This is a genomic window from Caulobacter sp. CCUG 60055 (assembly GCF_022750545.1).
Classification (GTDB): domain Bacteria; phylum Pseudomonadota; class Alphaproteobacteria; order Caulobacterales; family Caulobacteraceae; genus PUIC01.
In genome coordinates this window covers 255,437-278,340 of sequence record NZ_PUIC01000003.1, presented here as the reverse complement: position 1 = coordinate 278,340, position 22,904 = coordinate 255,437, and the positions used below count along the sequence as shown (strand labels likewise).

General features: G+C 71.3%; 22 protein-coding genes. 13 read left to right on the top strand and 9 right to left on the bottom strand.

Going from position 1 to position 22,904, the window contains the following annotated elements; genetic code table 11:
* Window positions 1–77 precede the first annotated feature (77 nt).
* Window positions 78–1,076 (top strand): NADPH:quinone oxidoreductase family protein, encoded by a 999-nt coding sequence (locus C5708_RS06440; RefSeq protein WP_242919084.1) that lies wholly within the window; start codon window positions 78–80, stop codon window positions 1,074–1,076.
* Between the two features lie 167 nt (window positions 1,077–1,243).
* Here C5708_RS06440 and C5708_RS06435 read toward each other — a convergent pair whose 3' ends face one another.
* From C5708_RS06435 to C5708_RS06420, 4 genes are all read right to left on the bottom strand, one after another.
* On the bottom strand, window positions 1,244–2,062 hold the full coding sequence (locus C5708_RS06435; protein WP_242919082.1) for an enoyl-ACP reductase: 819 nt from the start codon (window positions 2,060–2,062) through the stop codon (window positions 1,244–1,246).
* A 101-nt stretch (window positions 2,063–2,163) separates the two neighbouring features.
* Window positions 2,164–3,378: a beta-ketoacyl-ACP synthase I gene (gene fabB, locus C5708_RS06430; RefSeq protein ID WP_242919080.1), complete on the bottom strand. Its 1,215-nt coding sequence runs from the start codon at window positions 3,376–3,378 to the stop codon at window positions 2,164–2,166.
* Between the two features lie 23 nt (window positions 3,379–3,401).
* A complete protein-coding gene (gene fabA, locus C5708_RS06425; RefSeq protein ID WP_242919078.1) occupies window positions 3,402–3,923 on the bottom strand; it encodes a 3-hydroxyacyl-[acyl-carrier-protein] dehydratase FabA in 522 nt (173 codons plus the stop codon).
* 178 nt (window positions 3,924–4,101) lie between these two features.
* Window positions 4,102–4,560 (bottom strand): SH3 domain-containing protein, encoded by a 459-nt coding sequence (locus C5708_RS06420; RefSeq protein WP_242919654.1) that lies wholly within the window; start codon window positions 4,558–4,560, stop codon window positions 4,102–4,104.
* A 197-nt stretch (window positions 4,561–4,757) separates the two neighbouring features.
* On the opposite strand from C5708_RS06420, the gene C5708_RS06415 reads away from it, so the two are divergent.
* The gene (locus C5708_RS06415; RefSeq protein WP_242919076.1) at window positions 4,758–5,744 is read left to right on the top strand and encodes a D-glycerate dehydrogenase; all 987 of its coding nucleotides are present in this window, start codon (window positions 4,758–4,760) and stop codon (window positions 5,742–5,744) included.
* A gap of 62 nt (window positions 5,745–5,806) precedes the next feature.
* The gene (locus tag C5708_RS19535; protein ID WP_242919074.1) at window positions 5,807–7,708 is read left to right on the top strand and encodes a prolyl oligopeptidase family serine peptidase; all 1,902 of its coding nucleotides are present in this window, start codon (window positions 5,807–5,809) and stop codon (window positions 7,706–7,708) included.
* Window positions 7,709–7,735: 27 nt separating this feature from the next.
* Here C5708_RS19535 and moeB read toward each other — a convergent pair whose 3' ends face one another.
* The gene (moeB, locus tag C5708_RS06405) at window positions 7,736–8,473 is read right to left on the bottom strand and encodes a molybdopterin-synthase adenylyltransferase MoeB (RefSeq protein WP_242919072.1); all 738 of its coding nucleotides are present in this window, start codon (window positions 8,471–8,473) and stop codon (window positions 7,736–7,738) included.
* 78 nt (window positions 8,474–8,551) lie between these two features.
* Here moeB and hslV point away from each other — a divergent pair, with 78 nt between their 5' ends.
* The gene (hslV, locus tag C5708_RS06400; protein ID WP_242919070.1) at window positions 8,552–9,118 is read left to right on the top strand and encodes an ATP-dependent protease subunit HslV; all 567 of its coding nucleotides are present in this window, start codon (window positions 8,552–8,554) and stop codon (window positions 9,116–9,118) included.
* A 33-nt stretch (window positions 9,119–9,151) separates the two neighbouring features.
* Complete coding sequence (hslU, locus tag C5708_RS06395; RefSeq protein WP_242919068.1) at window positions 9,152–10,459, top strand: ATP-dependent protease ATPase subunit HslU; 1,308 nt, start codon at window positions 9,152–9,154, stop codon at window positions 10,457–10,459.
* A gap of 16 nt (window positions 10,460–10,475) precedes the next feature.
* On the opposite strand, the gene C5708_RS06390 is transcribed toward hslU, so the two are convergent.
* On the bottom strand, window positions 10,476–11,357 hold the full coding sequence (locus C5708_RS06390; RefSeq protein WP_242919067.1) for a methylated-DNA--[protein]-cysteine S-methyltransferase: 882 nt from the start codon (window positions 11,355–11,357) through the stop codon (window positions 10,476–10,478).
* 247 nt (window positions 11,358–11,604) lie between these two features.
* Between C5708_RS06390 and C5708_RS19530 the strand changes: the two genes are divergently transcribed.
* The 4 genes from C5708_RS19530 to C5708_RS06370 all read left to right on the top strand — a co-directional run bounded on the left by C5708_RS19530 (window position 11,605) and on the right by C5708_RS06370 (window position 16,432).
* Complete coding sequence (locus tag C5708_RS19530; RefSeq protein ID WP_242919065.1) at window positions 11,605–12,096, top strand: T6SS immunity protein Tdi1 domain-containing protein; 492 nt, start codon at window positions 11,605–11,607, stop codon at window positions 12,094–12,096.
* Between the two features lie 83 nt (window positions 12,097–12,179).
* Entirely contained in the window at window positions 12,180–14,555 is a 2,376-nt protein-coding gene (locus C5708_RS06380; protein ID WP_242919063.1) for a DNA translocase FtsK, read from the top strand.
* 106 nt (window positions 14,556–14,661) lie between these two features.
* Entirely contained in the window at window positions 14,662–15,312 is a 651-nt protein-coding gene (locus C5708_RS06375; protein WP_242919061.1) for an outer-membrane lipoprotein carrier protein LolA, read from the top strand.
* 313 nt (window positions 15,313–15,625) lie between these two features.
* Window positions 15,626–16,432, top strand: a complete 807-nt coding sequence (locus C5708_RS06370; RefSeq protein WP_242919059.1) for an exodeoxyribonuclease III — start codon at window positions 15,626–15,628, stop codon at window positions 16,430–16,432.
* Between the two features lie 6 nt (window positions 16,433–16,438).
* Here C5708_RS06370 and C5708_RS06365 read toward each other — a convergent pair whose 3' ends face one another.
* Window positions 16,439–17,125 (bottom strand): response regulator transcription factor, encoded by a 687-nt coding sequence (locus C5708_RS06365; RefSeq protein WP_242919652.1) that lies wholly within the window; start codon window positions 17,123–17,125, stop codon window positions 16,439–16,441.
* 71 nt (window positions 17,126–17,196) lie between these two features.
* On the opposite strand from C5708_RS06365, the gene C5708_RS06360 reads away from it, so the two are divergent.
* On the top strand, window positions 17,197–17,718 hold the full coding sequence (locus C5708_RS06360) for a L,D-transpeptidase family protein (protein WP_242919057.1): 522 nt from the start codon (window positions 17,197–17,199) through the stop codon (window positions 17,716–17,718).
* A 6-nt stretch (window positions 17,719–17,724) separates the two neighbouring features.
* On the opposite strand, the gene C5708_RS06355 is transcribed toward C5708_RS06360, so the two are convergent.
* Window positions 17,725–18,417 carry a YggS family pyridoxal phosphate-dependent enzyme gene (locus tag C5708_RS06355; RefSeq protein ID WP_242919055.1) on the bottom strand — a complete coding sequence of 231 codons (693 nt, stop codon included), beginning with the start codon at window positions 18,415–18,417 and terminating at the stop codon, window positions 17,725–17,727.
* 1 nt (window position 18,418) lies between these two features.
* Here C5708_RS06355 and C5708_RS06350 point away from each other — a divergent pair, with 1 nt between their 5' ends.
* The gene (locus C5708_RS06350) at window positions 18,419–19,078 is read left to right on the top strand and encodes a thiamine phosphate synthase (RefSeq protein ID WP_242919053.1); all 660 of its coding nucleotides are present in this window, start codon (window positions 18,419–18,421) and stop codon (window positions 19,076–19,078) included.
* Here C5708_RS06350 and C5708_RS06345 read toward each other — a convergent pair.
* Complete coding sequence (locus C5708_RS06345) at window positions 19,068–19,469, bottom strand: NtrZ family periplasmic regulatory protein (RefSeq protein ID WP_242919051.1); 402 nt, start codon at window positions 19,467–19,469, stop codon at window positions 19,068–19,070. The two genes, C5708_RS06350 and C5708_RS06345, sit on opposite strands and share 11 nt — an antisense overlap.
* Before the next feature lie 311 nt (window positions 19,470–19,780).
* Between C5708_RS06345 and C5708_RS06340 the strand changes: the two genes are divergently transcribed.
* Together C5708_RS06340 and leuS are read left to right on the top strand one after the other, a co-directional pair.
* A complete protein-coding gene (locus tag C5708_RS06340; protein ID WP_242919049.1) occupies window positions 19,781–20,275 on the top strand; it encodes a DUF3576 domain-containing protein in 495 nt (164 codons plus the stop codon).
* A gap of 23 nt (window positions 20,276–20,298) precedes the next feature.
* On the top strand, window positions 20,299–22,899 hold the full coding sequence (leuS, locus tag C5708_RS06335) for a leucine--tRNA ligase (RefSeq protein WP_242919047.1): 2,601 nt from the start codon (window positions 20,299–20,301) through the stop codon (window positions 22,897–22,899).
* Window positions 22,900–22,904: the final 5 nt, after the last annotated feature.

Here is a 22,904-nt window from a genome sequence, read left to right as displayed (position 1 = left end):
CTCCAACCTCGTCTTTTCGCGGGCGAGCGCTTGGGCTAGCGTCGCTTTCGAACAATCGTTTGGAAAAGGAAACGTCCATGAAGGCCGTGCTCAGCAAAAGCGTCGGGGGCCCGGAAACCCTCGCGGTCGAGGATCGCCCCGATCCGGCGCCGGGCGCCGGCGAGGTGCTGCTGTCGGTGAAGGCCTGCGGCGTCAACTATCCCGACGTCCTCATGATCCAGGACCTGTATCAGTTCAAGCCCGAGCGGCCGTTTTCGCCGGGCGGCGAGGTCTCGGGCGTGGTCGAGGCCCTGGGCGAGGGCGTCACCCACCTGAAGGTCGGCCAGCGGGTGATCGGCTCGACCGGCTGGGGCGGCATGGCCGAGAAGCTCAACGTCGCCGCCGCCCGGGTGATCCCCATTCCCGACCAGATGCCGTTCGACGAGGCCGCCGCCTTCATCATGACCTACGGCACCTCGCACTATGCGCTGAAGCAGCGGGCGGCGCTGAAGCCGGGCGAGACCCTCTTGGTGCTAGGCGCGGCCGGCGGCGTCGGCCTGGCGGCGGTGGAGCTGGGCAAGGCCGCCGGCGCGCGGGTGATCGCCGCCGCCTCAACCCAGGAGAAGGTCGACCTGGCGATCAGGCACGGCGCCGACGCCGGCGTGGTCTATCCGGCCGGCCCGTTCGACAAGGACGGGGCCAAGGCCCTGGCCGGCCTGTTCAAGGAGGCCTGCGGCCCCGACGGCGCCGACGTGATCTACGACGCGGTCGGCGGCGACTACGCCGAGGCGGCCCTGCGCTCGATCGCCTGGGAAGGCCGTTTCCTGGTCATCGGCTTCCCGGCCGGCATCCCGAAGATCCCGCTGAACCTGACCCTGCTCAAGGGCTGCCAGATCGTCGGCGTGTTCTGGGGCGCCTTCACCGCCCGCGACCCCAAGGCCAACCAGGAGAACATCCGCGAGCTGATGGAGCTCTATGTCGCCGGCAAGATCCGCCCGCACGTCTCCGAACGCTTCCCGCTGGCCAAGGCCGGCGACGCCATCGCCTGGCTCGGCAGCCGCAAGGCCATGGGCAAGGTCGTGGTGACGATGGACTGAATGCAAAAACCCTCCCCCTCGATGGGGGAGGGTTGGGCGGGGGTGCGCGCGGGACGGCTCGGAGAAAGCCCACGGAGGCGTCGCCGGTCTTCAAACGCGGAAGAGCGCTTTGCGCTCACCCCCATCCCCGACCCTTCCCCCATCGAGGGGGAAGGGACAACGCGGGATCAGCCTTCCGCTAGGTCGTCCGGCAGGCCGATCATGTGGAAGCCGGCGTCGACGTGGACGATCTCGCCCGTGGTCGAGCGGCCGAGGTCCGACAGCAGCCACAGCGCCGCGCCGGCGACGCCTTCCATCGAGGTGTCTTCCTTCAGGGCGCTGAACGCGCGGCCCTGGGCGATCATGCCGCGGCCGCCGGAGATGCCGGCCAGCGACAGGGTGCGCATGGCCCCGGCCGAGATGGCGTTGACCCGGATGCCGCGCGGGCCGAGGTCGCGGGCGACGTAGCGGGTCGCCGCCTCCAGCGCCGCCTTGGCCACGCCCATGGTGTTGTAGTTGGGGATCACCCGCTCGGAGCCGAGATAGGTCATCGAGATCATCGAGCCGCCGTTGGGCATCAGCCTGGCCGATCGGCGAGCCACGTCGACGAAGCTGTAGGCCGAGATGTTCATGGCCAGCAGGAAGCTGTCGCGGCTGGTGTTGTCGACGAACGAGCCCTTGAGCTCGTCCTTGTTGGCGAAGGCGATCGAGTGGACCACGAAATCGAGCGTGCCCAGGGACTTCTCGATTTCGGCGAAGGCGGCGTCCATCGAGGCGTCGTCGGTGACGTCGGCCGGGATCAGCGTCTTGACGCCGATGGCCTCGGCCAGCGGCCGCACCCGGCGCTCCAGCGCCTCGCCCTGGTAGGTGAAGGCCATCTCGGCGCCCTGGGCCGCCAGTTGCGAGGCGATGCCGTAGGCGATGGAGTGATGGTTGGCGACGCCCATGACGAGGCCCTTCTTGCCCCGCATCAGGTCGCCCTTCGGAAACGCGCTTTCGTCGGCCATGTGTCGCCGGCTCCCCTTGGTGGGTTCGTGGTTGTCTTCCCAGACCTTGTGACCGGCGGCGGGGCGCAGGGCAACCCCGGCCGCCGTTCCGCCGGGCGGCCTCAGCCGTCGTGGCGGCTCATCACCAGGCAGGCGTTGGTGCCGCCGAAGCCGAAGCTGTTGGACATGACGTTGCGCAGTTCGACGTCCCTGCGCGCGCGCAGGATCGGCAGGTCGGCGAAGGCCGGGTCGAGGGTCTCGATGTGGGCGCTCTCGGCGGCGAAGCCGTTGTTGAGCATCAACAGGCAGTAGATCGCCTCCTGCGCGCCGGCCGCGCCCAGGCTGTGCCCGGTCAGCGACTTGGTCGACGAGATCAGCGGGGCCTTGTCGCCGAACACCTGGCGCACGGCCTCCATCTCCTTGAGGTCGCCCACCGGCGTCGAGGTGCCGTGCGGATTGAGATAGTCGATCGGGCCGTCGACGGTCTGCATGGCCAGCCTCATGCAGCGCGTCGCGCCCTCGCCCGAGGGAGCGACCATGTCATAGCCGTCGGAATTGGCGGCGTAGCCGGTGATCTCGGCGTAGATCTTGGCCCCGCGCGCCTTGGCGCGCTCCAGGTCCTCGACCACCACGATCCCGGCGCCGCCGGCGATGACGAAGCCGTCGCGGTCCTTGTCGTAGGCGCGGCTGGCCACGGCGGGGGTGTCGTTGAAGTTGCTCGACATGGCGCCCATGGCGTCGAACATGTTCGACAGGCTCCAGTCCAGCTCCTCGCAGCCGCCGGCGAAGACGACGTCCTGCTTGCCCAGCATGATCTGCTCGGCGGCCGCGCCGATGCAGTGGGCCGAGGTCGAACAGGCCGAGGTGATCGAATAGTTGACCCCCTTGATCTCGAACCAGGTCGACAGCACCGCCGAGGGGCCGCTGCTCATCGCCTTGGGCACCGCGAACGGCCCGATGCGTTTGGGGCCCTTCTCGCGGGTGATGTCGGCGGCGGCGACGATGGCGCGGGTCGAGGGCCCGCCCGAGCCGACGATCAGGCCGGTGCGCTCGTGCGAGATCTCGGCCTCGGTCAGGCCGGAATCGGCGATGGCCTGCTCCATGGCGATGTGGGCGTAGGCCGTGCCCGGAGCCAGGAACCGCGCGGCGCGGCGGTCGACCATCGACTCCCAGTCGATATGGGGCGCGGCGTGCACACGGCAGCGGAAGCCCAGTTCGGCGTATTCCGGCGCGGCGACCACGCCCGAGCGGGCGTCGCGCAAGGAGGCCAGCACCTCGTTGGCGCTATTGCCGATCGACGAGACGATGCCGATCCCGGTGACTGCGACGCGGCGCATGGGCGTGTTCTCCCCTCGTCCGGTCAGACCAGATCCTTGGCGTCGAACAATCCGACGCGAAGATCGTGCGCTTCATAGATAGGCTTGCCGTCGGCTTCCAGCACCCCGTCGCCGATGCCCATCACGAGTTTGCGCATGATCACGCGCTTGAGGTCGATCCGGTAGACCAGCTTCTTGACGGTCGGCGTCACCTGGCCGGTGAACTTGACCTCGCCGACGCCCAGCGCCCTGCCCTTGCCCGGGGCGCCGGACCAGCCGAGGAAGAAGCCGACCAGCTGCCACATGGCGTCCAGGCCCAGGCAGCCGGGCATCACCGGGTCGCCGATGAAGTGGCACTGGAAGAACCACTGGGACGGGTCGATGTCGAACTCGGCCTCGATGAGGCCCTTGCCGTGCTTGCCGCCGCTGGAGGCGATCTTGGTGATGCGGTCCATCATCAGCATCGGCGGCGCCGGCAGCTGGGCGTTGCCCGAGCCGAACAGGTCGCCGCGGCCGCAGGCGAGCAGGTCTTCGAGGTCGTAATGGTCTTTCTGGACGGCGGTCATGCCGGACGCGTTCCTGGACTTTAGGGGCGCTCGCGCTAGCGGATCGCCGTTTGTGTTGGCGTGGGGTTAGCATAAGCGGCGGCCGCGCCTCAACTCCGAGGGGGAAACGGCCGGGCCGCACCGTCGTTCGCCCCCTGCGGCGATCGGCGGCAGGGAGCCCGCCGACGGCCACGAACGATCAACGGCACTGGGGCGTCTCGACCACACCCCAAAGATCGACTTCCTTGGCCCAGCCGGCGGCGCCGCCAGCGCGAATCTTGCACCAGCCCTTGTCGCAGCGGTCGAGGCCGGCCAGGGCGCGCGAACGCAGATAGGCGGTCACCTTGGCCTCGTCGCGGGGCTTTCGGCGGATCGGCATGTCGCCGTCCTGCATGCGGATGACCATCCGCCGCCCGTCGGTGGTGCGCTTGTGCACCCAGGCCAGGCCCCCTTCGGGATCGCAGATGCGCCGCCAGTCGCTGGTCTCGGCCACCACCTGCACCGGCAGGCCCTTGGCGTGGTAGACCCACAGGGCCTTGTAGTCGTCGCCGGGGCCGGCGCGGGCGTTGACCTCGTCGAACTTGAGCGAGACGTAGCGGGGCACCGGCAGGCCGGACGGCGTCGGCCGATCGCCCTTGTCGTCCGCCGCGGCCAGCATCAGCCCCGCGCCCAGCGCCAGCAGCACCTGCACCGTTCGCGCCGCCGCCTTCCGCCCCATGAATTCTTCGCCTCGCTCGTCCGGTCTTCCCTTACGGCCAGCCTTGGCCGTCGCGGGACCCTTTGCTACAGGTGCGGGGACACATAGCCGCGTTCTCACGACTCCCAGCCGCCGCAACCCCCTTTTCAGACCTGCACATGGCCGTCCGCAAGCCGAAAGTCATCGTCACCCGCAAGCTTCCGGATCCGGTCGAAACGCGGATGCGCGAGCTGTTCGACACCGAGCTCAACCTCACGGACGAGCCGATGGGCCACGACGCCCTGGTCGACGCCGTCGGCCGGGCCGACGTCCTGGTGCCGACCATCACCGACCGCATCGACTCCAAGGTGCTGACCCGCGCCGGCGAGACCCTGAAGCTGATCGCCAACTTCGGGGCGGGGGTGGACAATGTCGACGTGGCCACGGCCAACGCCCGCGGGATCATCGTCACCAACACCCCCGGCGTCCTGACCGAGGACACCGCCGACATGACCATGGCGCTGATCATGGCCTCGGCCCGCCGCCTGGTCGAAGGCGCCAACGTCGTGCAGGCCGGCGGCTTCCAGGGCTGGTCGCCGACCTGGATGCTCGGCCGCCGCATCTGGGGCAAGCGCCTGGGCATCGTCGGCATGGGCCGCATCGGCCAGGCGGTCGCCCGCCGGGCCAAGGCCTTCGGCCTGTCGATCCACTATCACAACCGCAAGCCGGTCAGCCCGCGCATCGAGGAAGAGCTGGGGGCGACCTACTGGGAGAGCCTCGACCAGATGCTCGCCCGTATGGACATCGTCAGCATCAACTGCCCGCACACCCCGGCCACCTACCACCTGTTGTCGGCGCGGCGGCTGCGGCTGCTGCAGAGCCAGGCGATCGTGGTCAACACCGCCCGCGGCGAGATCATCGACGAGGCGGCCCTGGCCAACATGCTGGCGCGGGGCGAGATCGCCGGGGCCGGCCTCGACGTCTTCGAGCACGAGCCGTCGATCAATCCCAAGCTGCTCAAGCTGCCCAACGTGGTGCTGCTGCCGCACATGGGCTCGGCCACGGTCGAGGGCCGCATCGACATGGGCGAGAAGGTCATCATCAACATCAAGACGTTCATGGACGGCCACCGGCCGCCCGACCGCGTCATCCCGGCGATGCTCTGACACGCGCTTGACGCGAGGCGCCCCGATCGCTCATCCTTAGGGAGAACGACGCGGGGGCGGACGTGATTTCACGCAGGACTGTGCTGGCCGCCGCCGCGCTCGCGCCCCTCGCGCCCGGCCTCGCCCAGGCGGACGCGGCGCCCGTCCCGCCGAGCCTCGACGACCTTCTGCGCCCGCCGCTCCTCCGCGACGCGGCCCTGTCGCCCGACGGCCGGCGCGTGGCCATGCTGGCGGCGGATCGGGTGCTGCTGTTCGACGCCGACGCCCCCGACGCCCCGCCCGACGCCCTGTCGCTCGGCGCGCTAGACCAAGTGCGCTGGGCCAACGCCGAGCGGCTGCTGCTGTGGCGCACCGTCGGCAAGGGCGGCCAACGGCGCAGCGAGGTCTCCACCGTCGATCTGGCCGGCGGCGACCCGCGGCCGCTGTCGCCGCCGCCGCCTCTGACCGACCCCGCCCTCGCCGATCCGCTGCCGGACGAGCCCGGCGCGGTGCTGATGCAGGCCTTCGACCCCGACGCCGTCCGGCTGTGCCTGGCGCGCGTCGACCTCGCCAGCGGGACCTGGACGCGGACCGAGGAAGGCGAGGAGACCACGCTCGGCTGGACGATCCGGGCGGGCGCGCCGGTGCTGCGCCTCGACGGGGCCGAGACCGACGGCGGCCTGCGCCTGTTCGCCAAGCCGCCCGGCGTGGCGGGCTGGACCTTCCTGCGCGAGACGCGGCTCAACGACCAGGGCGCCAAGGACTTCGAACTGGCGGCCATGACCGGCCGGCCGGGCGTGGCCCTGGTCGTCCATCGCGGCGAGACCGACGAGACCTGCGCCGTTCGCCGTTTCGACCTCAGGCGCGGCGTCTTCGGCCAGGCCGTCGCCCAGCATCCCGGCCGCGACGTCGAGGCCGCCTTCGTCGATCAGCGCGGCCGCTATGTCGGCGCCCGTTTTCGCCAGGACCGTGGCGACTATCTGTTCCCGGACAGGTCCGCCGCCGCCGACTTCCGCGCCCTGCAGGCCGCCGCCGGCCCCGACCTCGACGTCGAGCTGCTCGACGCCGGTCCCGACGGCGGCGTCTGGCTGGGCCTCGTCCGCGGCCCGCAGGCGCCGGGCGACCACCATCTCTATCACCGGGCGAGCCGGCGGCTCAGCCGGCTGGGCGCCGCCCGCCCCTGGCTGGCGCCGGGAAGCCTGGCGCGGGTCGAGCCCCTCACGGTCGCCGCGCGCGACGGGGCCCGTCTCGACGCCTATCTGACCCGGCCCCTGGCCCCGGGGCCGCGACCGCTGGCGGTGCTGCCGCACGGCGGGCCCGAGCTGCGCGACAGCCTGGGTTTCGACCTGATGGCCCAGGCCTTGGCCGCGCAGGGCTGGCTGGTGCTGCAGGTCAATTTCCGCGGCTCCGGCGGCTATGGCCGCCGCTTCGCCGAGGCCGGCCGCCGGCGCTGGGGCGGCCGCATGCAGGAAGACGTCGAGGACGCCGTCGCCCAGGTGGTCGCCGCCGGCCGCGTGGCGGCGGGACGCATCGCCATCTGCGGCGCCAGCTACGGCGGCTACGCCGCCCTGATGGGGGCGGTGCGGCGGCCCGAGCTCTACCGCGCCGTGGTCTCCATCGCCGGGCCGACCGACCTGATCCGCCTGCTCGACCACGCCCGCGACGCCGAGGGCGAGACCTCGGCGGCCTACGGCTACCTCAAGGCCACCATCGGCGATCCGGACACCGACCGCGAGGCCCTGGCCGCGGCCTCGCCGCACCTGCACGCCGAGGCCGTGGCCGCGCCGGTGCTGCTGCTGCACGGCCGCCGCGACACGGTGGTGCCGCCGGGCCAGTCGCGCATGATGGCCGCCGCCCTGCGCAAGGCCGGCAAGACCGTCGCCCACAGCGAGTTCGGCGCGGGCTACCACGGCTGGGACCGCGAGGTGTGGGGAACCATCCTCTCACGGACCATCGAGCACCTGAGGCCGGCCCTGGACGGTTGAGCGGGGCCTCCCCTCTTACAGCTTGCCTCAACCGCCGCCGCAGACCGGGCAGGCCGGGTCGGCCCCGACGCGGACCGTGCGGCTCTCGGCGGCCAGGGCGTCGTAGATCAGCAGCCGCCCGGTCAGCGGCTCGCCGGCCCCGGCGACGATCTTCACCGCCTCGAGCGCCATCATCGCGCCGATCACCCCGGCCAGGGCCCCGACCACGCCGACCACGGCGCAGGTCTCGGCGTCGGGCGGGATCTCGGGCGTCAGGCAGCGATAGCAGGGCCGGCCGGCGAACACCCCCACCTGGCCGGTCCAGCGGCCCAGGGCGCCGGAGACCAGGGTCCTGCCCTCGGCGACGCAGGCGTCGGCGACCGCGAAGCGGGTGGCGAAGTCGTCGGTTCCGTCGAGGACGAGGTCGTAGCCGCGCACCAGCTCGCGGGCGTTGGCGGCGTCGACGGCGAAGGCGTGGGCCACCGTCTCGACGTGCGGATTCAGGGCCGACAGCCGGCGGGCGGCGGCGGCGGTCTTGGCCGCGCCGACGTCGGCCGAACCGTAGAGGACCTGACGCTGGAGGTTGGACAGCGACACCACGTCGGGATCGACCAGGCCCAGCGTCCCGACGCCGGCCGCCGCCAGGTACAGCGCCGCCGGCGCGCCGAGGCCGCCGGCCCCGACCATCAGCACCCGCGCCCGCTTCAGCGCCTGCTGGCCCGGCCCGCCGATCTCGCGCAGCACGAGGTGGCGGGCGTAGCGTTCGACCTCTTCGTCAGAAAACATGGCGACCTCCGTCCCCGCGCTAGCCCGGCCGGGCGGCGATGACGAGCAAAACTTGAACCTTCGCCCCGCACGGGCCAAATGCGGGCCATGAACAATCCCAATTTCCCCGACTGGCACGGAACCACGATCCTGGCGGTGCGCAAGGACGGCGCGACCGTCATCGCCGGCGACGGCCAGGTGTCGATGGGCCCGACCATCGTCAAGGGCGCCGCCAAGAAGGTGCGCCGCCTGGCCGGCGGCAAGGTGGTGGCCGGCTTCGCCGGCGCCACCGCCGACGCCTTCACCCTGATCGAGCGGCTGGAGACCAAGCTGGAGCAGTATCCGGCCCAGCTGGCCCGCGCCTGCGTCGACCTGGCCAAGGACTGGCGCACCGACCGCTACCTGCGGCGGCTGGAGGCCATGCTGCTGGTCGCCGACGCCGGCGCCATCTACACCGTGACCGGTGTGGGCGACGTGCTGGAGCCCGACGCCACGAGCGGCGGCTCGGTCGCGGCCATCGGCTCGGGCGGCAACTACGCCCTGGCCGCGGCCCTGGCCCTGATCGACACCGACCTGCCGGCCGAGGCCATCGCCCGCAAGGCCATGGCCATCGCCGCAGGCATCTGCGTCTACACCAACGGCTCGCTGACGGTCGAGGTCCTTTGACCGCCCGCGCCCAGACCTAAAATCGAAACCGTCATGACCGAATTTTCCCCCCGCGAGATCGTCTCCGAACTCGACCGCTTCATCGTCGGCCACGCCGAGGCCAAGCGCGCCGTCGCCGTCGCCCTGCGCAACCGCTGGCGCCGCCAGCGCCTGCCCGACGACCTGCGCGACGAGGTGACGCCCAAGAACATCCTGATGATCGGCCCCACGGGCGTCGGCAAGACCGAGATCGCCCGCCGCCTGGCCAGGCTGGCCCAGGCGCCGTTCCTCAAGGTCGAGGCCACCAAGTTCACCGAGGTCGGCTATGTCGGCCGCGACGTCGACCAGATCATGCGCGACCTGGTGGAATCGGCCGTCGTCATGGTGCGCGACAAGCGGCGGGCCGGCGTGCGCGCCCGCGCCGAGGAGGCCGCCGAGAACCGCATCCTCGACGCCCTGGTCGGCCCCGGCGCCGGGCCGGCCACGCGCGAGAGCTTCCGCGCCAAGCTGCGCGCCGGCGATCTCGACGACAAGGAGATCGAGCTGACCCTGGCCGACAACGCCTCGTCGTTCCCAGGGTTCGAGATTCCCGGACAACCGGGCGGCTCGGTGGGCGTGCTCAACCTGTCCGACATGATGAGCAAGGCGTTCGGCGGCCGCACCAAGGCGCACAAGACCACCGTCGCCGCCGCCTGGACGCCGTTGATCGCCGAGGAAGGCGACAAGCTGGTCGACCAGGAGGCCCTGACCCAGGAGGCCATCGCCCTGGCCGAAAACGCCGGCATCGTGTTCATCGACGAGATCGACAAGGTCGCCTCGCGCTCGGAACGCTCGGGCGCCGACGTCAGCCGCGAGGGCGTCCAGCGCGACCTCCTGCCCCTGATCGAGGGCGCCACGGTCTCGACCAAGTACGGGCCGGTGAAGTCGGACCACGTGCTGTTCATCGCCTCGGGCGCGTTCCATGTCGCCAAGCCGTCGGACCTGTTGCCCGAGCTGCAGGGCCGCCTGCCGATCCGCGTCGAGCTGAAGGCCCTGACCCGCGACGACTTCCGCCGCATCCTCACCGAGCCCGAGGCCAACCTGATCCGCCAGAACCAGGCCCTGATGGAGACCGAGGGCGTCGCCCTGAGCTTCACCGACGACGCCGTCGACGCCCTGGCCGACGCGGCGGTGGCGGTGAACGGCGCGGTCGAGAACATCGGCGCCCGCCGCCTGCAGACGGTGCTGGAGAAGGTGGTCGAGGAGATCAGCTTCCACGCCGGCGACAAGTCGGGCGAGACGGTGGTGATCGACGGCGACTATGTCCGCGCCCGCATCGACGCCCTGGCCCGCAACGCCGACCTGTCGCGCTACATCCTGTAAGGCGCGGCTGCGCCGGTCAGGCCGCCTCGGCCGCCGCCCGCACGGCCTCGGTCCCCAGCTTGGCCGCCTTGCGCGCCAGGCCCCAGTGGTAGCCGGTCAGCCGGCCGTCGCGGGCGATGGCCCGGTGGCAGGGGATCAGGTAGCTGACCGGGTTGGCCCCGATCGCCGCGCCGGCGGCCCGGAACGCGCCGGGCTTGCCGGCCCAGCGGGCGACGTCGGCGTAGCTGGCCGTGGCCCCGGCCGGGATGCGCAGCAGCGCCTTCCACACCTGCACGTGGAAGGGCGGTCCCATCAGCACCACCGGCGGCGGCGGTCCCTCGCCCAGGAAGGCGGCCGGCGCCGTCGCGCGGGCGGCCGCGTCGTCGCGGACCCAGCGGGCGGCGGGCCAGCGGCGATGCATGTCGGCGAAGGCCGCCTCCTCCTCGCCCGCATCGGCGAAGGCCAGGCCGCACAGGCCGCGCGGGGCCAGGACGAACAGGCCCTGGCCGAACGGCGTCGGCGCCAGGCCCCATCTCAGCTCCAGCCCCCCGCCCCGGCGGCGGGCGTCGCCGGGCGTCAGGGCCTCGTGGGCGATGAACAGGTCGTGCAGCCGCGACGGGCCGGAAAGGCCGGCGTCGAGGGCGGCGTCGAGCACGCTGGCCCCGTCCTCCAGCATGGTGCGCGCCTCGGCGTGGGCGATCGAGGCCATGAAGGTCTTGGGGCTGACCCCGGCCCAGCGGGTGAACACCCGCTGGAAATGGAAGGGCGACAGGCCGGCGGCGGCGGCGGCCTCCTCCAGGTTGGGGCGGTCGCGCCAGCGGTCGGCCAGCCATTCCAGGGCCTTGGCCATGCGGACATAGTCCTGCGCCTGCTCGTCCAGGCGCGCCAGGCTTTCGCTATGGGAGACATCGAGGGGCATGGCGGCACTATAGAACGCCCCCATCGCCCTTTCCGCCCGCTTCTTGCGGCATCGTCCTTGGCGACGGGCCAAGCCGGCTCTTGACGGTCGGGTTTGCGCCCAACGGCCGGGGCTGGGTCCGCCGGCGACCCATTGCAGTGGTCGCCCGCCTGGGCCACGCAGGACGTCTCAGGCGCGGAGGTGGCTGATGTTTTCGAAACTCTTCAAGCGGTCGCCTTCCGGGCGGCCAGGACCGACGGAGGGCCTCGTGGACGGGGCGTACCGCCGGCATCGGCCCGAGGACGTCGAGGGGTTCACAGAGCTCGCTCGGCAGGCCTTTCCCGCGTTCGCCGAACGGATCGAATGCTTCGGCGCCGACTGGCTGGGAAGGCAGTTCGCCGCCGACCTGGGCCGCGTGGCCGCCGGGCGGCCTCAGGTGCTGATGCTGGAGCCCGGGACGGGCGAGGCGTTGGAGATTCCCGTGGACGTCGAGGCCTTTCACGACCAGGAGCTCGTCCACCACGCCGACGACGCGGTGGCGCACGGGTTCTACAAGCAGTGGCTCGCGCAGGGCGGCGCCCGGCCCTCGTATGCGCAGTGCGTCGGGTGCCGGCGCCCGCTGTACCTGGGCGGCGCCGACGACGTGACCAATCTCGAAGTCGGCGACTTAGACGTCTATTGGACGATCTCGGCCCAGCTCCTGGCGAAGGTGCGTGACCTGCCGCCCGGAACGCCGATCGGGAACATCTCCATTTCCTAGACGCCCGGACGCCGGCCCCAAAGTAAACGCCTCTTAACTCTCTTCCCCGATGGTGCGGGCCTGAGAGGGTCAAGAGGGTGACGATGGCCAAGGCGGCGCGGCGTTCGAGCGTCCAGTTCGTGATGGAGGGGGCGAGGCTCGGCTGGACCCATCCCTGGACCGCGCGGTTCCGGGGCGGGCTGACCGCCGCCGTCGGCCTGGCCCTGATCGTCGCCTTCGCCAGCTACCACGCCGTCGATCCCAGCTGGAACGCCGTCGGGCCGGGCCCGGCCCGCAACCTGCTGGGCGGCGTCGGCGCCAATCTCGCCGACCTGGGCATGCAGTCCCTGGGCCTGGCCGCCTGGATCGCCGCGGTGCTGATGGTGGTCTCCGGCCTGTGGCGGGCGTCCGACCGCGATCCCGATTCCGCCCGCGCCCGCCTGCGGCTCAAGGCCGGGGTCGGCGCCTTGGGCGTGCTGGGCCTCGCCGGCCTCCTGGCCGCGCCGGCCCCGCCGGCGGCCTGGCCCCTGGCCCGCGGGCTGGGCGGGCTGTGGGGCGACGGGCTGCTGCGCGCCCTGGCCGCCGTGTTCTCCTTCGCCCATATCCCCGGCGCGACCCTGATCGCCGCCGTGCTGCTGGGCGGGCTGGGCCTGGCGGCCCTGTTCTTCTCGCTCGGCCTGAAGCGGCTGGACTTCGCCCGCAGCGGCGCCTGGGTGGCCGACGGCCTGCGCGCCGGGGCCGAAGCGCGCCGCAAGGCCGCCGCCGCGCCGCCCGCCCCGCGCGAAAAGGCCGCCTCCGCCCGCAAGGCCGCGGTCGCCGCGCCGACGCCCGAGCCCGCGCCGAGCGCCCAGGCCGAGCCCGAACCCTATTTCGACGACGGCGACGACGACGAGCCGGCCCCGCAGGTCCTGAACATCAGCAAGCCCAAGCCGTCCAAGCGCGAGGAGCGCGAGAACCAGAAGGCGTTCGACTTCGTCAAGCCTGAGGGCTTCCACCTGCCCGAACTGGCCATGCTGGCCAAGCCCAAGCCGCGCTCGGCCGCTTTCGACGAAGGCGCCCTGCGCCAGAACGCCCGCATGCTGGAAAGCGTGCTGGCCGAGTTCGGCGTGCGCGGCCAGATCGACCAGATCCGCCCCGGCCCGGTGGTCACCCTGTACGAACTGGTGCCGGCGCCCGGCGTGAAATCGGCCCGGGTCGTCGCCCTGTCGGACGACATCGCGCGCTCGATGAGCGTCGCCGCCTGCCGCGTCGCCGTGGTGCCCGGCCGCAACGCCATCGGCATCGAGCTGCCCAACGCCCGCCGCGAGACGGTGTTCCTGCGCGACCTGCTGGCCTCGTCCGAATACGAGAAGTCCAGCCAGATCCTGCCCATGGCCCTGGGCGAGAACATCGGCGGCGAGCCCTACATCGCCGACCTGGCCAAGATGCCCCACCTGCTGATCGCCGGCACCACCGGCTCGGGCAAGTCGGTCGGCGTCAACGCCATGATCCTGTCGATCCTCTACCGCCTGGCCCCGCACCAGTGCCGGTTCATCATGATCGATCCCAAGATGCTGGAGCTGTCGGTCTATGACGGCATCCCGCACCTGCTGGCCCCGGTGGTCACCGACCCGAAGAAGGCCATCGTCGCGCTGAAATGGACGGTGCGCGAGATGGAGGACCGCTATCGGCGGATGTCCAAGATCGGCGTGCGCAACGTCGCCGGCTACAACGAGAAGGCCAACGAGGCCGCCGCCAAGGGCGAGCATTTCGAGCGCACGGTGCAGACGGGGTTCGACGATTCCGGACGACCGATCTATGAAACCGAGAAGATCCGCCCCGAACCGATGCCCTATCTGGTGGTGGTCATCGACGAGGTGGCCGACCTGATGATGGTCGCCGGCAAGGACATCGAAGGCGCCGTGCAGCGCCTGGCCCAGATGGCCCGCGCCGCCGGCATCCACCTGATCATGGCCACCCAGCGGCCCTCGGTCGACGTCATCACCGGCACCATCAAGGCCAACTTCCCCACCCGGATCAGCTTCCAGGTCACCTCGAAGATCGACGCCCGCACCATCCTCGGCGAACAGGGCGCCGAGCAGCTGCTCGGCCAGGGCGACATGCTCTACATGGCCGGCGGCGGCCGCATCACCCGCCTGCACGGGCCGTTCGTCTCCGACGGCGAGGTCGAGACCGTGGCCCGCTTCCTGCGCGACCAGGGCACGCCGCAGTATCTGGAGGAAGTCACCGCCGGCGGCGACGACGAGGGCGGCGGCGACGAAGGCGGCTTCGGCGGCGACGAATCCAACGACCTGTACGACCGCGCCGTCGCCGTGGTCACCCGCGACCGCAAGGCCTCGACCAGCTACATCCAGCGCCGGCTGCAGATCGGCTACAACCGCGCCGCCTCGCTGATGGAACGCATGGAGCAGGAAGGCGTTGTCGGTCCGGCCAACCACGCCGGCAAGCGCGACATCCTGGCCGGACCGCCGCCGACCTAGGGCCCGCCGATGAACGGGGCTTCAGGCGACCGCCGCATTGGCGCCGCCTCAAGGCCTTTCCCGCGCCGCGCCGGCCGGGCATGACACGAGGATGCAAGGTTTCCGCATGACCGCCCTTCCCCGCCGCGCCGCCCTCGCCGCCCTGATCGGGGCCGCCGCCCTGACCGGGGCCGGACAGGCCCTGGCCGCCAAGCCGGCCGTCGCCCCGCTGTCGGCCGAGGACAAGGCGCTGGTCGACAAGGCGGCGGGCTATCTGCAGTCGCTGAACCAGGCCAAGGGCCGCTTCGTCCAGACCGACGCCCGCGGCCAGACCACGGCCGGCGACTTCTACCTGAAGCGGCCGGGCAAGGTGCGCTTCGCCTATGACCCGCCGTCGGGCCTGCTGGTGGTCTCGGACGGCTACAACGTCAACGTCGCCAATTCGCGGCTGAAGACCTTCGATTCCTATCCGCTGGGCATGACGCCGCTGTCGCTGTTCCTGGCCCGCGAGATCCGGCTGGACAAGGGCGTGGTGGTCAGCCGCGTCGCCCGCATGGCCGACGGCTTCTCTATCACCGCCCGCGACGGCAAGAAGGAGGCCGAAGGCCAGATCACCCTGGTGTTCGCCGACAACCCGATGAGCCTGCGCGAATGGACGGTGACCGACGCGCAAGGCCAAGCGACCCGGGTGCAGCTTCAGGGCCTGGCCGCCGCCGCCGATCTCGATTCCAGCCTGTTCGTGCTGCGCAACCCCAAGCCGGTCCCCGTCCGGCGGTAGGCGTCGGAGTGGACCGCGAGGGCCTGAACGGGCGCCCGCCGACGGTCGCGGCCGGGCGCGTCGACGCCTTGGCCCAAAACCCGCGATGATTGTGACATATTCACAACAAGCAAGAGCGGTTGTGCTTTTGGCTTGACTTTTGGTTTGCTAGTGGCAAATTTGACACGGACAAGCGGGCGAGCCCGGCGCTCGCCGCTTTGACACCGTGCCGGACCCTATCCCCTCCCGGCGGCGGCATGAGAGACCACTTCAAGCCCGGACGCCCGTGCGTCCGGGCTTTTCTTTTCGGGGCGGAATCCTCTATGCCGGCGTCATGCGCCTGCGTCTCGCCACCTGGAACGTCAATTCCGTCCGCCTGCGCGTCGAGCAGGTCGCCCGCTTCGTCTCCGAACAGGCGCCCGACGTGCTGTGCCTCCAGGAGATCAAGTGCCAGACGGGCGAGTTTCCCGTCGAGGCCTTCGCCGAGATGGGCCTGCCCCACCTGCGGATCAGCGGCCAGAAGGGCTGGCACGGCGTGGCCATCGCCTCGCGCCTGCCGATCGAGGACGCCGCGCCCGTCGCGGCCTGCCGCGAAGGCCACGCCCGCTGCGTCGCCGCCAGGGTGGCCGGGGTCGAGATCCAGAACTTCTACATCCCCGCCGGCGGCGACGTCCCCGACCGGGCGCTGAACCCCAAGTTCGACCACAAGCTGGATTTCTTCGAGCGGCTGACCGCCGAGATGGGCCGCCGCGACCCCAAGGCGCCGCTGATCGTCGCCGGCGACCTCAACGTCGCCCCCGGCGAGTTCGACGTCTGGAGCCATCGGCAGATGTCGAAGATCGTCAGCCACACGCCGGTCGAGATCGAGGCCATGACCGCCCTCAAGGCCAGCCTGGGCTTCATCGACCTGCCGCGCGAGGCCATCCCCGAGCCGCAGAAGCTGTTTTCCTGGTGGAGCTACCGCGCCGCCGACTTCCGGGCCTCGAACCGCGGCCTGCGCCTCGACCACATCCTGGCCTCGCCCGGCCTGCGCGAGGCGGCGTTCCGCCTGGGCTCGGCCTCGTCGCGGGTGCACGACGACGTGCGCGAATGGGAGCGGCCCAGCGACCACGCCCCGGTGACGGCCGACCTAGCCCTCTAAGGGGCCTCAAGGCGCCAGCCGATAGCCCCCGGCCTCGGTGATCAGCAGCTTGGCGCCGGACGGGTCGGGCTCGATCTTCTGGCGCAGACGGTAGACGTGGGTCTCCAGCGTGTGGGTGGTGACGCCGGCGTTATAGCCCCACACCTCGGTCAGCAGCTCCTCGCGCGCCACCGGCTTGGAGCCGGCGCGGTAGAGGTATTTGAGGATGTTGGTTTCCTTCTCCGTCAGCCGGATCTTCTTCTGGCGCTCGTCGATCAGCAGCTTCTGGGCCGGGCGGAACTCGTAGGGGCCGATGCGGAACACCGCGTCCTCGGACGCCTCGTGGCTGCGCAGCTGGGCGCGGATGCGCGCCAGCAGCACCGCGAAGCGGAACGGCTTGGTCACATAGTCGTTGGCGCCGGAATCCAGGCCGAGGATGGTGTCGCTGTCGGTGGCGGCGGCGGTCAGCATGATCACCGGACAGGTGACCCCCTCCTCGCGCATGCGCCGGCAGGCCTCGCGGCCGTCGAGGTCGGGCAGGTCGACGTCGAGCAGGATCAGGTCCGGCCGGATCTCGGCGGCCCTGGCCACGCCGGCCAGGGCGGTCTGCACCTCGACGACGTTGAAACCCTCGTGCGTCTGCAACTGTTCGGCCAGGGCGCCGCGCAGGTCGTCGTCGTCGTCGATGATGAGCAAGGTCTTGTGTTGCGCCATGGGTTGGAACATGCACCGCTCCGGCAGGCCGCGCCAAGGGCGGATTGCAGGCGAGCGACAGCGGAGGCGACATGATCTTCACCGCCTGGTCGGACGGACGGCTCGATCTCGACGGCCGCCTGGTTCGCTGCGCCCTGGGCAAGGGCGGGGTGATCGCCGCCGCCGACAAGCGCGAGGGCGACGGGGCCAGCCCGCTCGGCGTCTGGCCGATCCGGCGGCTGCTCTACCGGCCCGACCAGGGCGGCGTTCCGGCGACCGCCCTGCCCGTCCAGCCGATCGGCCCGGACGACGGCTGGTGCGACGCCCCGGGCGATGCGGCCTACAACCGCCCCGTCACCCTGCCCTACCCGGCCAGCGCCGAGCGGATGTGGCGCGAGGACCGGGTCTACGACCTGGTCGGCGTGCTGGCCCACAACGACGACCCGCCGGTTCCCGGCCTGGGCTCGGCGATCTTCCTGCACCTGGCCCGGCCGGACTTCGCCCCGACCGAGGGCTGCGTCGCCCTGGCCCGTCCCGACCTGGAGGCCTTGCTGCGGCTGGCCGGCCCCGGATCGGCGATCGCCATCCGCCGCGCCGAGGAACGGTCCGCCTGACCGGCTCTAGAGCGCCGCGTCCCCGGCCGCGCGGGCGCGTGGGCCGAACACCGCCGAGCCGAGCCGCACCGAGGTGGCGCCGAAGCGGATCGCCGTCTCGAAATCGTCGCTCATGCCCATCGACAGGCGCGAAAGGCCGTTGCGGGCGGCGATCTGGGCCAGCAGGGCGAAATGCGGTCCGGCCGGCTCGGCCTCCGGCGGGATGCACATCAGTCCCTCGACCTCCAGGCCGTAGACACGCCCGGCGGCGGCGATGAAGGCGTCGGCCTCGCGCGGGGCGACGCCGGCCTTCTGCGGCTCCTCGCCGGTGTTGACCTGCACATAGAGCCGGGGGGCGCGGCCGGCCCGCTGGATCTCGTCGGCCAGGGCCTTGGCCAGCTTCTCCCGGTCGAGCGTCTCGACCACGTCGAAGAAGCCGACCGCCTCGCGCGCCTTGTTGGTCTGCAAAGGCCCGATCAGGCGCAGCTCCAGGCCGTCGCGGCGGCCGGTCCAGCGCTCCGTCGCCTCCTGCACGCGGTTTTCCCCGAAAATCGCCTGGCCGGCGGCCGCCACCGGCGCGATCCGGGCCCAGTCCTGTTGCTTGGAGACCGCGACCAGGGCCACATCGGCGGGATCGCGGCCGGCGGCGCGGGCGGCGGCGGCGATGCGGGCCAGCACGGCGGCGCGGGCGGCGGCGGAATCGAAGGAGGCTTGGGTCATCGTGGATCCGGTGAGGGCGACGGACAGGCTGGCGCGGACGGCGGCGACGCTAGGCCGATGCGCGGCCGGGCGGAAGGGCCCCGCGGCCGCCCGCAGCCTGCCCGCCCTGTGGTTCGTCACCGATCCGATCCGCACGCCCGACCCCGCCGCCGTCGCCGCCCGCCTGCCCCGGGGGGCGGGGGTGATCTTCCGGGCGTTCGGGGCGGCGGACGCCGTCCACGCCGCGCGGCGGCTGGCCCGCATCGCCGCCGCGCGCGGCCTCGTCCTGCTGGTGGGGGCCGACGAGGCCCTGGCCGTCGCGGCCGGGGCGCACGGCCTGCACCTGCCCGAGCGGATGATCGCGCGGGCCCCGCGCCTGCGGGCCCGGCGGCCGGCATGGATCGTCACCGCCGCCGCCCACGGCCCCGCCGCCCTGGCCCTGGCCGCCCGCAACGGGATCGACGCGGCCCTGGTCTCGGCGGTGTTTCCCAGCCGCAGCCCGTCGGCCGGCGCGCCGATCGGCCCCGTCCGCCTGGCCGGGCTGGCGCGGCGCGCGGGGCTGCCGGTGATCGCCCTGGGCGGCGTGGACGCGAAGACGGCGCCTCGGCTGATCGGCACGGGCGCGGCCGGCCTCGCGGCCGTGGACGGATTTTCAGGAGGTCAGAAAGGGATCAGAACTTGAACGAGGTCTCGAGGCGCACGCGCGGCGCCTGATCCTGCGGGGTGGACTTGCGGTCCGGAACCGGGGAGTCGCCGCCGAGGGCGACGGCGCCGCCGACGCGCAGCGACGGCGTGACGCGGAAATAGGCCCCGGCCTGGATGTCCTTCATCTGCACGTCACGGCCGATCGGCTGCTCGACGTCCAGCTTCAGGCCCCACTTGCCCTTGTCGTCCCATTGCAGGGATTTCTTGGGGGCGGCCGGGCCGAACTGGGCCTGTTCCGGCGAGATCTGTTCGTGGGTGGAGAAGGCGTCGCCGGTGACGGTGACCTTCGGCTTGACCGACTGGGCGTGGGCCAGCGTTCCCGTTCCCGAAAGAACGAGCGCCGAGATCGCCACAGCGAACAGCCGCACCCTTGCCATCGCCAGTCCCAACCTAGCCCAAAGCCCCAAACGTCTAGATCGGGAGTTCGCTCCCGAGCCATGCGTTATGTCAGTTTCGATTAAAGTCCGCGGCGGCGGCGGGTCAACAGCGTCGGCGGCGAGTCCGGGACGATTCGACGATTGCGTCCGGCGCCTGTGGCGCGAAGGCCACGCGATTCCGCTTTGGTCGCGGCTTAGGCATGTTATAGACGCAGCTTCCGAAAGGTCGGGGTCTGCTTTGGGGGCGACGCCGCATGTCCGCCCGATGGGGCCGGACGGGCCATACGATTGGAGCGAACTATATGCCGTTTGTGCGTGGCGGTTTTAAGCGTGAGGCCGCATCCGGCCTGGGCGTGGCCGTTCTGGCCGTCAGCATGATCGCGGTGGCGGGCTGCTCGACCGTGGGCAAGGCCAATCCCTTCCGCAAGAGCGGCGAGGCGCCGGCGCCCAGGGCCGCCGAAGGCGCCATCGGCGTCAACGCCTATCTGTGGCGCGCCACGCTCGACACCCTGGCGTTCATGCCGCTGGCCTCGGCCGACCCCTATGGCGGCGTGGTCATCACCGACTGGTACACCAATCCGGAAAAGCCGGACGAACGCTTCAAGGCCACGGTCTACATCCTCGACACGCGCCTGCGCGCCGACGGTCTCAACGTGACCATCTTCAAGCAGACCAAGGACGCCGGCGGAAACTGGGTCGACGCGTCCTCGGCGGCGCAGACCGAAACCGACATCGAAAACGCGATCCTGACCCGCGCCCGGCAGCTTCGTCTGTCGAACATCAACGGCAAGGGTTGATCCGCGGTTTTCCCGAGAAGGCAATGGCCCGGTACAATCCGAAAGAAGCCGAACCCAAATGGCGCGCCGCTTGGGCGCAAGCCGACGTGTTCCGCACGCCCGCGCTGAACGACGCCCAGGGCAAGCCCAAGTACTACGTGCTGGAGATGTTCCCCTATCCGTCGGGGCGCATCCACATGGGCCACGTGCGCAACTACGCCATGGGCGACGTCGTCGCCCGCTTCAAGCGCGCCAACGGCTTCAACGTCCTGCACCCGATGGGCTGGGACGCGTTCGGCATGCCGGCCGAGAACGCCGCCATGGAGCGCGGCGTCCACCCCAAGGGCTGGACCTACGACAACATCGCCGCCATGCGCGAGCAGCTGAAGCTGCTCGGCCTGTCGATCGACTGGAGCCGCGAGTTCGCCACCTGCGACCCGGCCTATTACGGCCGCCAGCAGGCCTGGTTCCTCGACCTGTGGAAGCGCGGGCTGGTCTATCGCAAGGAAGCCCAGGTCAACTGGGACCCCGTCGACATGACCGTGCTGGCCAACGAGCAGGTGATCGACGGCCGCGGCTGGCGCTCGGGCGCCCTGGTCGAGAAGCGCAAGCTGACCCAGTGGTTCCTGCGCATCACCGACTACGCCGACGCCCTGATCGACGGGCTCAAGACGCTGGACCGCTGGCCTGACAAGGTCCGCACCATGCAGGAGAACTGGATCGGCCGGTCCAAGGGCCTGCGCCTGTCGTTCAGGTTCGCCGGCGAAACGCCGGAAGGCTTCACCGCCGACAACGGGCTTGAGGTCTACACCACCCGGCCCGACACCCTGTTCGGCGCCAGCTTCGTGGCCGTCGCGCCCGAGCATCCGCTGGCCCAGGCCCTGGCCGCGCGCGACCCCAAGGTCGCCGACTTCGTCGCCGAATGCCGCCGCGGCGGCACGTCCGAGGCCGTGATCGAGGGCGCCGAGAAGCTGGGCTTCGACACCGGCGTCGAGGTCGCCCATCCGTTCGACCCGGCCTGGAAGCTCAAGGTCTGGATCGCCAACTTCATCCTGATGGACTACGGAACGGGGGCGGTTTTCGGCTGCCCGGCCCACGACCAGCGGGACCTGGACTTCGCGCGCAAATACGGTCTGGCGGTCAAGCCGGTGGTGCTGCCGGCCGGCGCCGATCCGGCCGTCTTCGCCGTCGGCGCCGAGGCCTATGTCGGGCCAGGGAAGATCTACAACTCCGCTTTCCTCGACGGCCTGGACATCGAGGCCGCCAAGGCCGCCGCCATCGCCCGCGTCGAGGAGCAGGGGCAAGGGCAGGGGGCCACGGTCTACCGCCTGCGCGACTGGGGCGTTTCGCGTCAGCGCTATTGGGGCTGCCCGATCCCGGTCATCCACTGCAAGACCTGCGGCCCGCAGGCGGTTCCCGCCGACCAGCTGCCGGTGGTGCTGCCCGACGACGTCGAGTTCGACCGTCCCGGCAACCCCTTGCTGCGCCATCCGACCTGGCGGCACGTCGCCTGTCCCAAGTGCGGCGGCGCGGCCGAGCGCGAAACCGACACCCTCGACACCTTCGTCGACAGCTCGTGGTATTTCGCGCGCTTCGCCGATCCGACCGCCGAGGCGCCGATCGACCAGGCGGCCGCCGACCACTGGCTGCCGGTGGACCAGTACATCGGCGGCGTCGAGCACGCCGTCCTGCACCTGCTCTACGCCCGGTTCATCACCCGCGCCCTCAAGGACGGCGGCCTGCTGTCGGTCGAGGAGCCGTTCGCCGGCCTGTTCACCCAGGGCATGGTCACCCACGAGACCTATCGCAAGGCCAGCGGCGAGTGGGTCGAACCCGGTTCGGTGGAGATCACCGTCGAGAACAACGCCCGCCGCGCCGTCCTGGCCGACACGGGCGAGGCCCTGACCATCGGCGACATCGAGAAGATGTCGAAGTCCAAGAAGAACGTCGTCGCGCCGGAAGACATCTTCGACGCCTATGGCGTCGACGCCGCGCGGCTGTTCGTGATGTCGGACAGCCCGCCCGAACGCGACGTGCAATGGACGGTCGGCGGGGTCGAGGGCGCCTGGCGCTTCATCCACCGCGTCTGGAACGAGTTCGACAGCCAGCCGGCCGAGACGCCCGCCGCCCAGGCCGGCGACGACCCGAGGGCGGTCGAGCTGCTGCGCGCCGCCCACCGGCTGATCAAGAGCCTGAGCGAAAGCGTCGAGGGTTTCCGTTTCAACAGCGGCGTCGCCCGCCTGTACGAATTCCTCAATATTCTCAAGGCGGCCCCGGCCGAGGGCGCCACGCCCGCGGTGCTGGCCGCCCGCGCCGAGGCCCTGTCGGTCCTGGCGCGGCTGATCGCCCCGATCACCCCGCACCTGGCCGAGGAATGCTGGGCCCGCATCGGCGGGGAGGGGATGGTCGTCGACGCGCCCTGGCCCACGTTCGATCCGGCCCTGGCGGCCGAGGACGAGCGGGTTCTGCCGGTGCAGATCAACGGCAAGCGCCGCGCCGAGATCCGCGTCGCCCCCGGCGCCGCCGAGGACGAGGTGAGAAAAATCGCGCTGGCGGACGCGGCCGTGGCGCCGCACCTTGAGGGCCTGAACGTGCGCAAGGTGATCGTCGTGCAGGATCGCATCGTCAACATCGTCGCGGGGTGAACGCC

Coding starts and splice junctions, on each gene's coding strand:
- C5708_RS06390 (WP_242919067.1), bottom strand. CDS start 11,357: ATGCCCCTCGATGTCTCCCATAGCGAAAGCCTGGCGCGCCTGGACGAG.
- C5708_RS06435 (WP_242919082.1), bottom strand. CDS start 2,062: ATGGCCGACGAAAGCGCGTTTCCGAAGGGCGACCTGATGCGGGGCAAG.
- leuS (WP_242919047.1), top strand. CDS start 20,299: ATGGCCCGGTACAATCCGAAAGAAGCCGAACCCAAATGGCGCGCCGCT.
- fabA (WP_242919078.1), bottom strand. CDS start 3,923: ATGACCGCCGTCCAGAAAGACCATTACGACCTCGAAGACCTGCTCGCC.
- C5708_RS06360 (WP_242919057.1), top strand. CDS start 17,197: ATGATCTTCACCGCCTGGTCGGACGGACGGCTCGATCTCGACGGCCGC.
- C5708_RS06380 (WP_242919063.1), top strand. CDS start 12,180: ATGGCCAAGGCGGCGCGGCGTTCGAGCGTCCAGTTCGTGATGGAGGGG.
- fabB (WP_242919080.1), bottom strand. CDS start 3,378: ATGCGCCGCGTCGCAGTCACCGGGATCGGCATCGTCTCGTCGATCGGC.
- C5708_RS06375 (WP_242919061.1), top strand. CDS start 14,662: ATGACCGCCCTTCCCCGCCGCGCCGCCCTCGCCGCCCTGATCGGGGCC.
- C5708_RS06370 (WP_242919059.1), top strand. CDS start 15,626: ATGCGCCTGCGTCTCGCCACCTGGAACGTCAATTCCGTCCGCCTGCGC.
- C5708_RS06355 (WP_242919055.1), bottom strand. CDS start 18,417: ATGACCCAAGCCTCCTTCGATTCCGCCGCCGCCCGCGCCGCCGTGCTG.
- moeB (WP_242919072.1), bottom strand. CDS start 8,473: ATGTTTTCTGACGAAGAGGTCGAACGCTACGCCCGCCACCTCGTGCTG.
- C5708_RS06340 (WP_242919049.1), top strand. CDS start 19,781: ATGCCGTTTGTGCGTGGCGGTTTTAAGCGTGAGGCCGCATCCGGCCTG.
- C5708_RS06365 (WP_242919652.1), bottom strand. CDS start 17,125: ATGGCGCAACACAAGACCTTGCTCATCATCGACGACGACGACGACCTG.
- C5708_RS06420 (WP_242919654.1), bottom strand. CDS start 4,560: ATGCTGGCCGCGGCGGACGACAAGGGCGATCGGCCGACGCCGTCCGGC.
- hslV (WP_242919070.1), top strand. CDS start 8,552: ATGCGGGCCATGAACAATCCCAATTTCCCCGACTGGCACGGAACCACG.
- C5708_RS06440 (WP_242919084.1), top strand. CDS start 78: ATGAAGGCCGTGCTCAGCAAAAGCGTCGGGGGCCCGGAAACCCTCGCG.
- C5708_RS06415 (WP_242919076.1), top strand. CDS start 4,758: ATGGCCGTCCGCAAGCCGAAAGTCATCGTCACCCGCAAGCTTCCGGAT.
- hslU (WP_242919068.1), top strand. CDS start 9,152: ATGACCGAATTTTCCCCCCGCGAGATCGTCTCCGAACTCGACCGCTTC.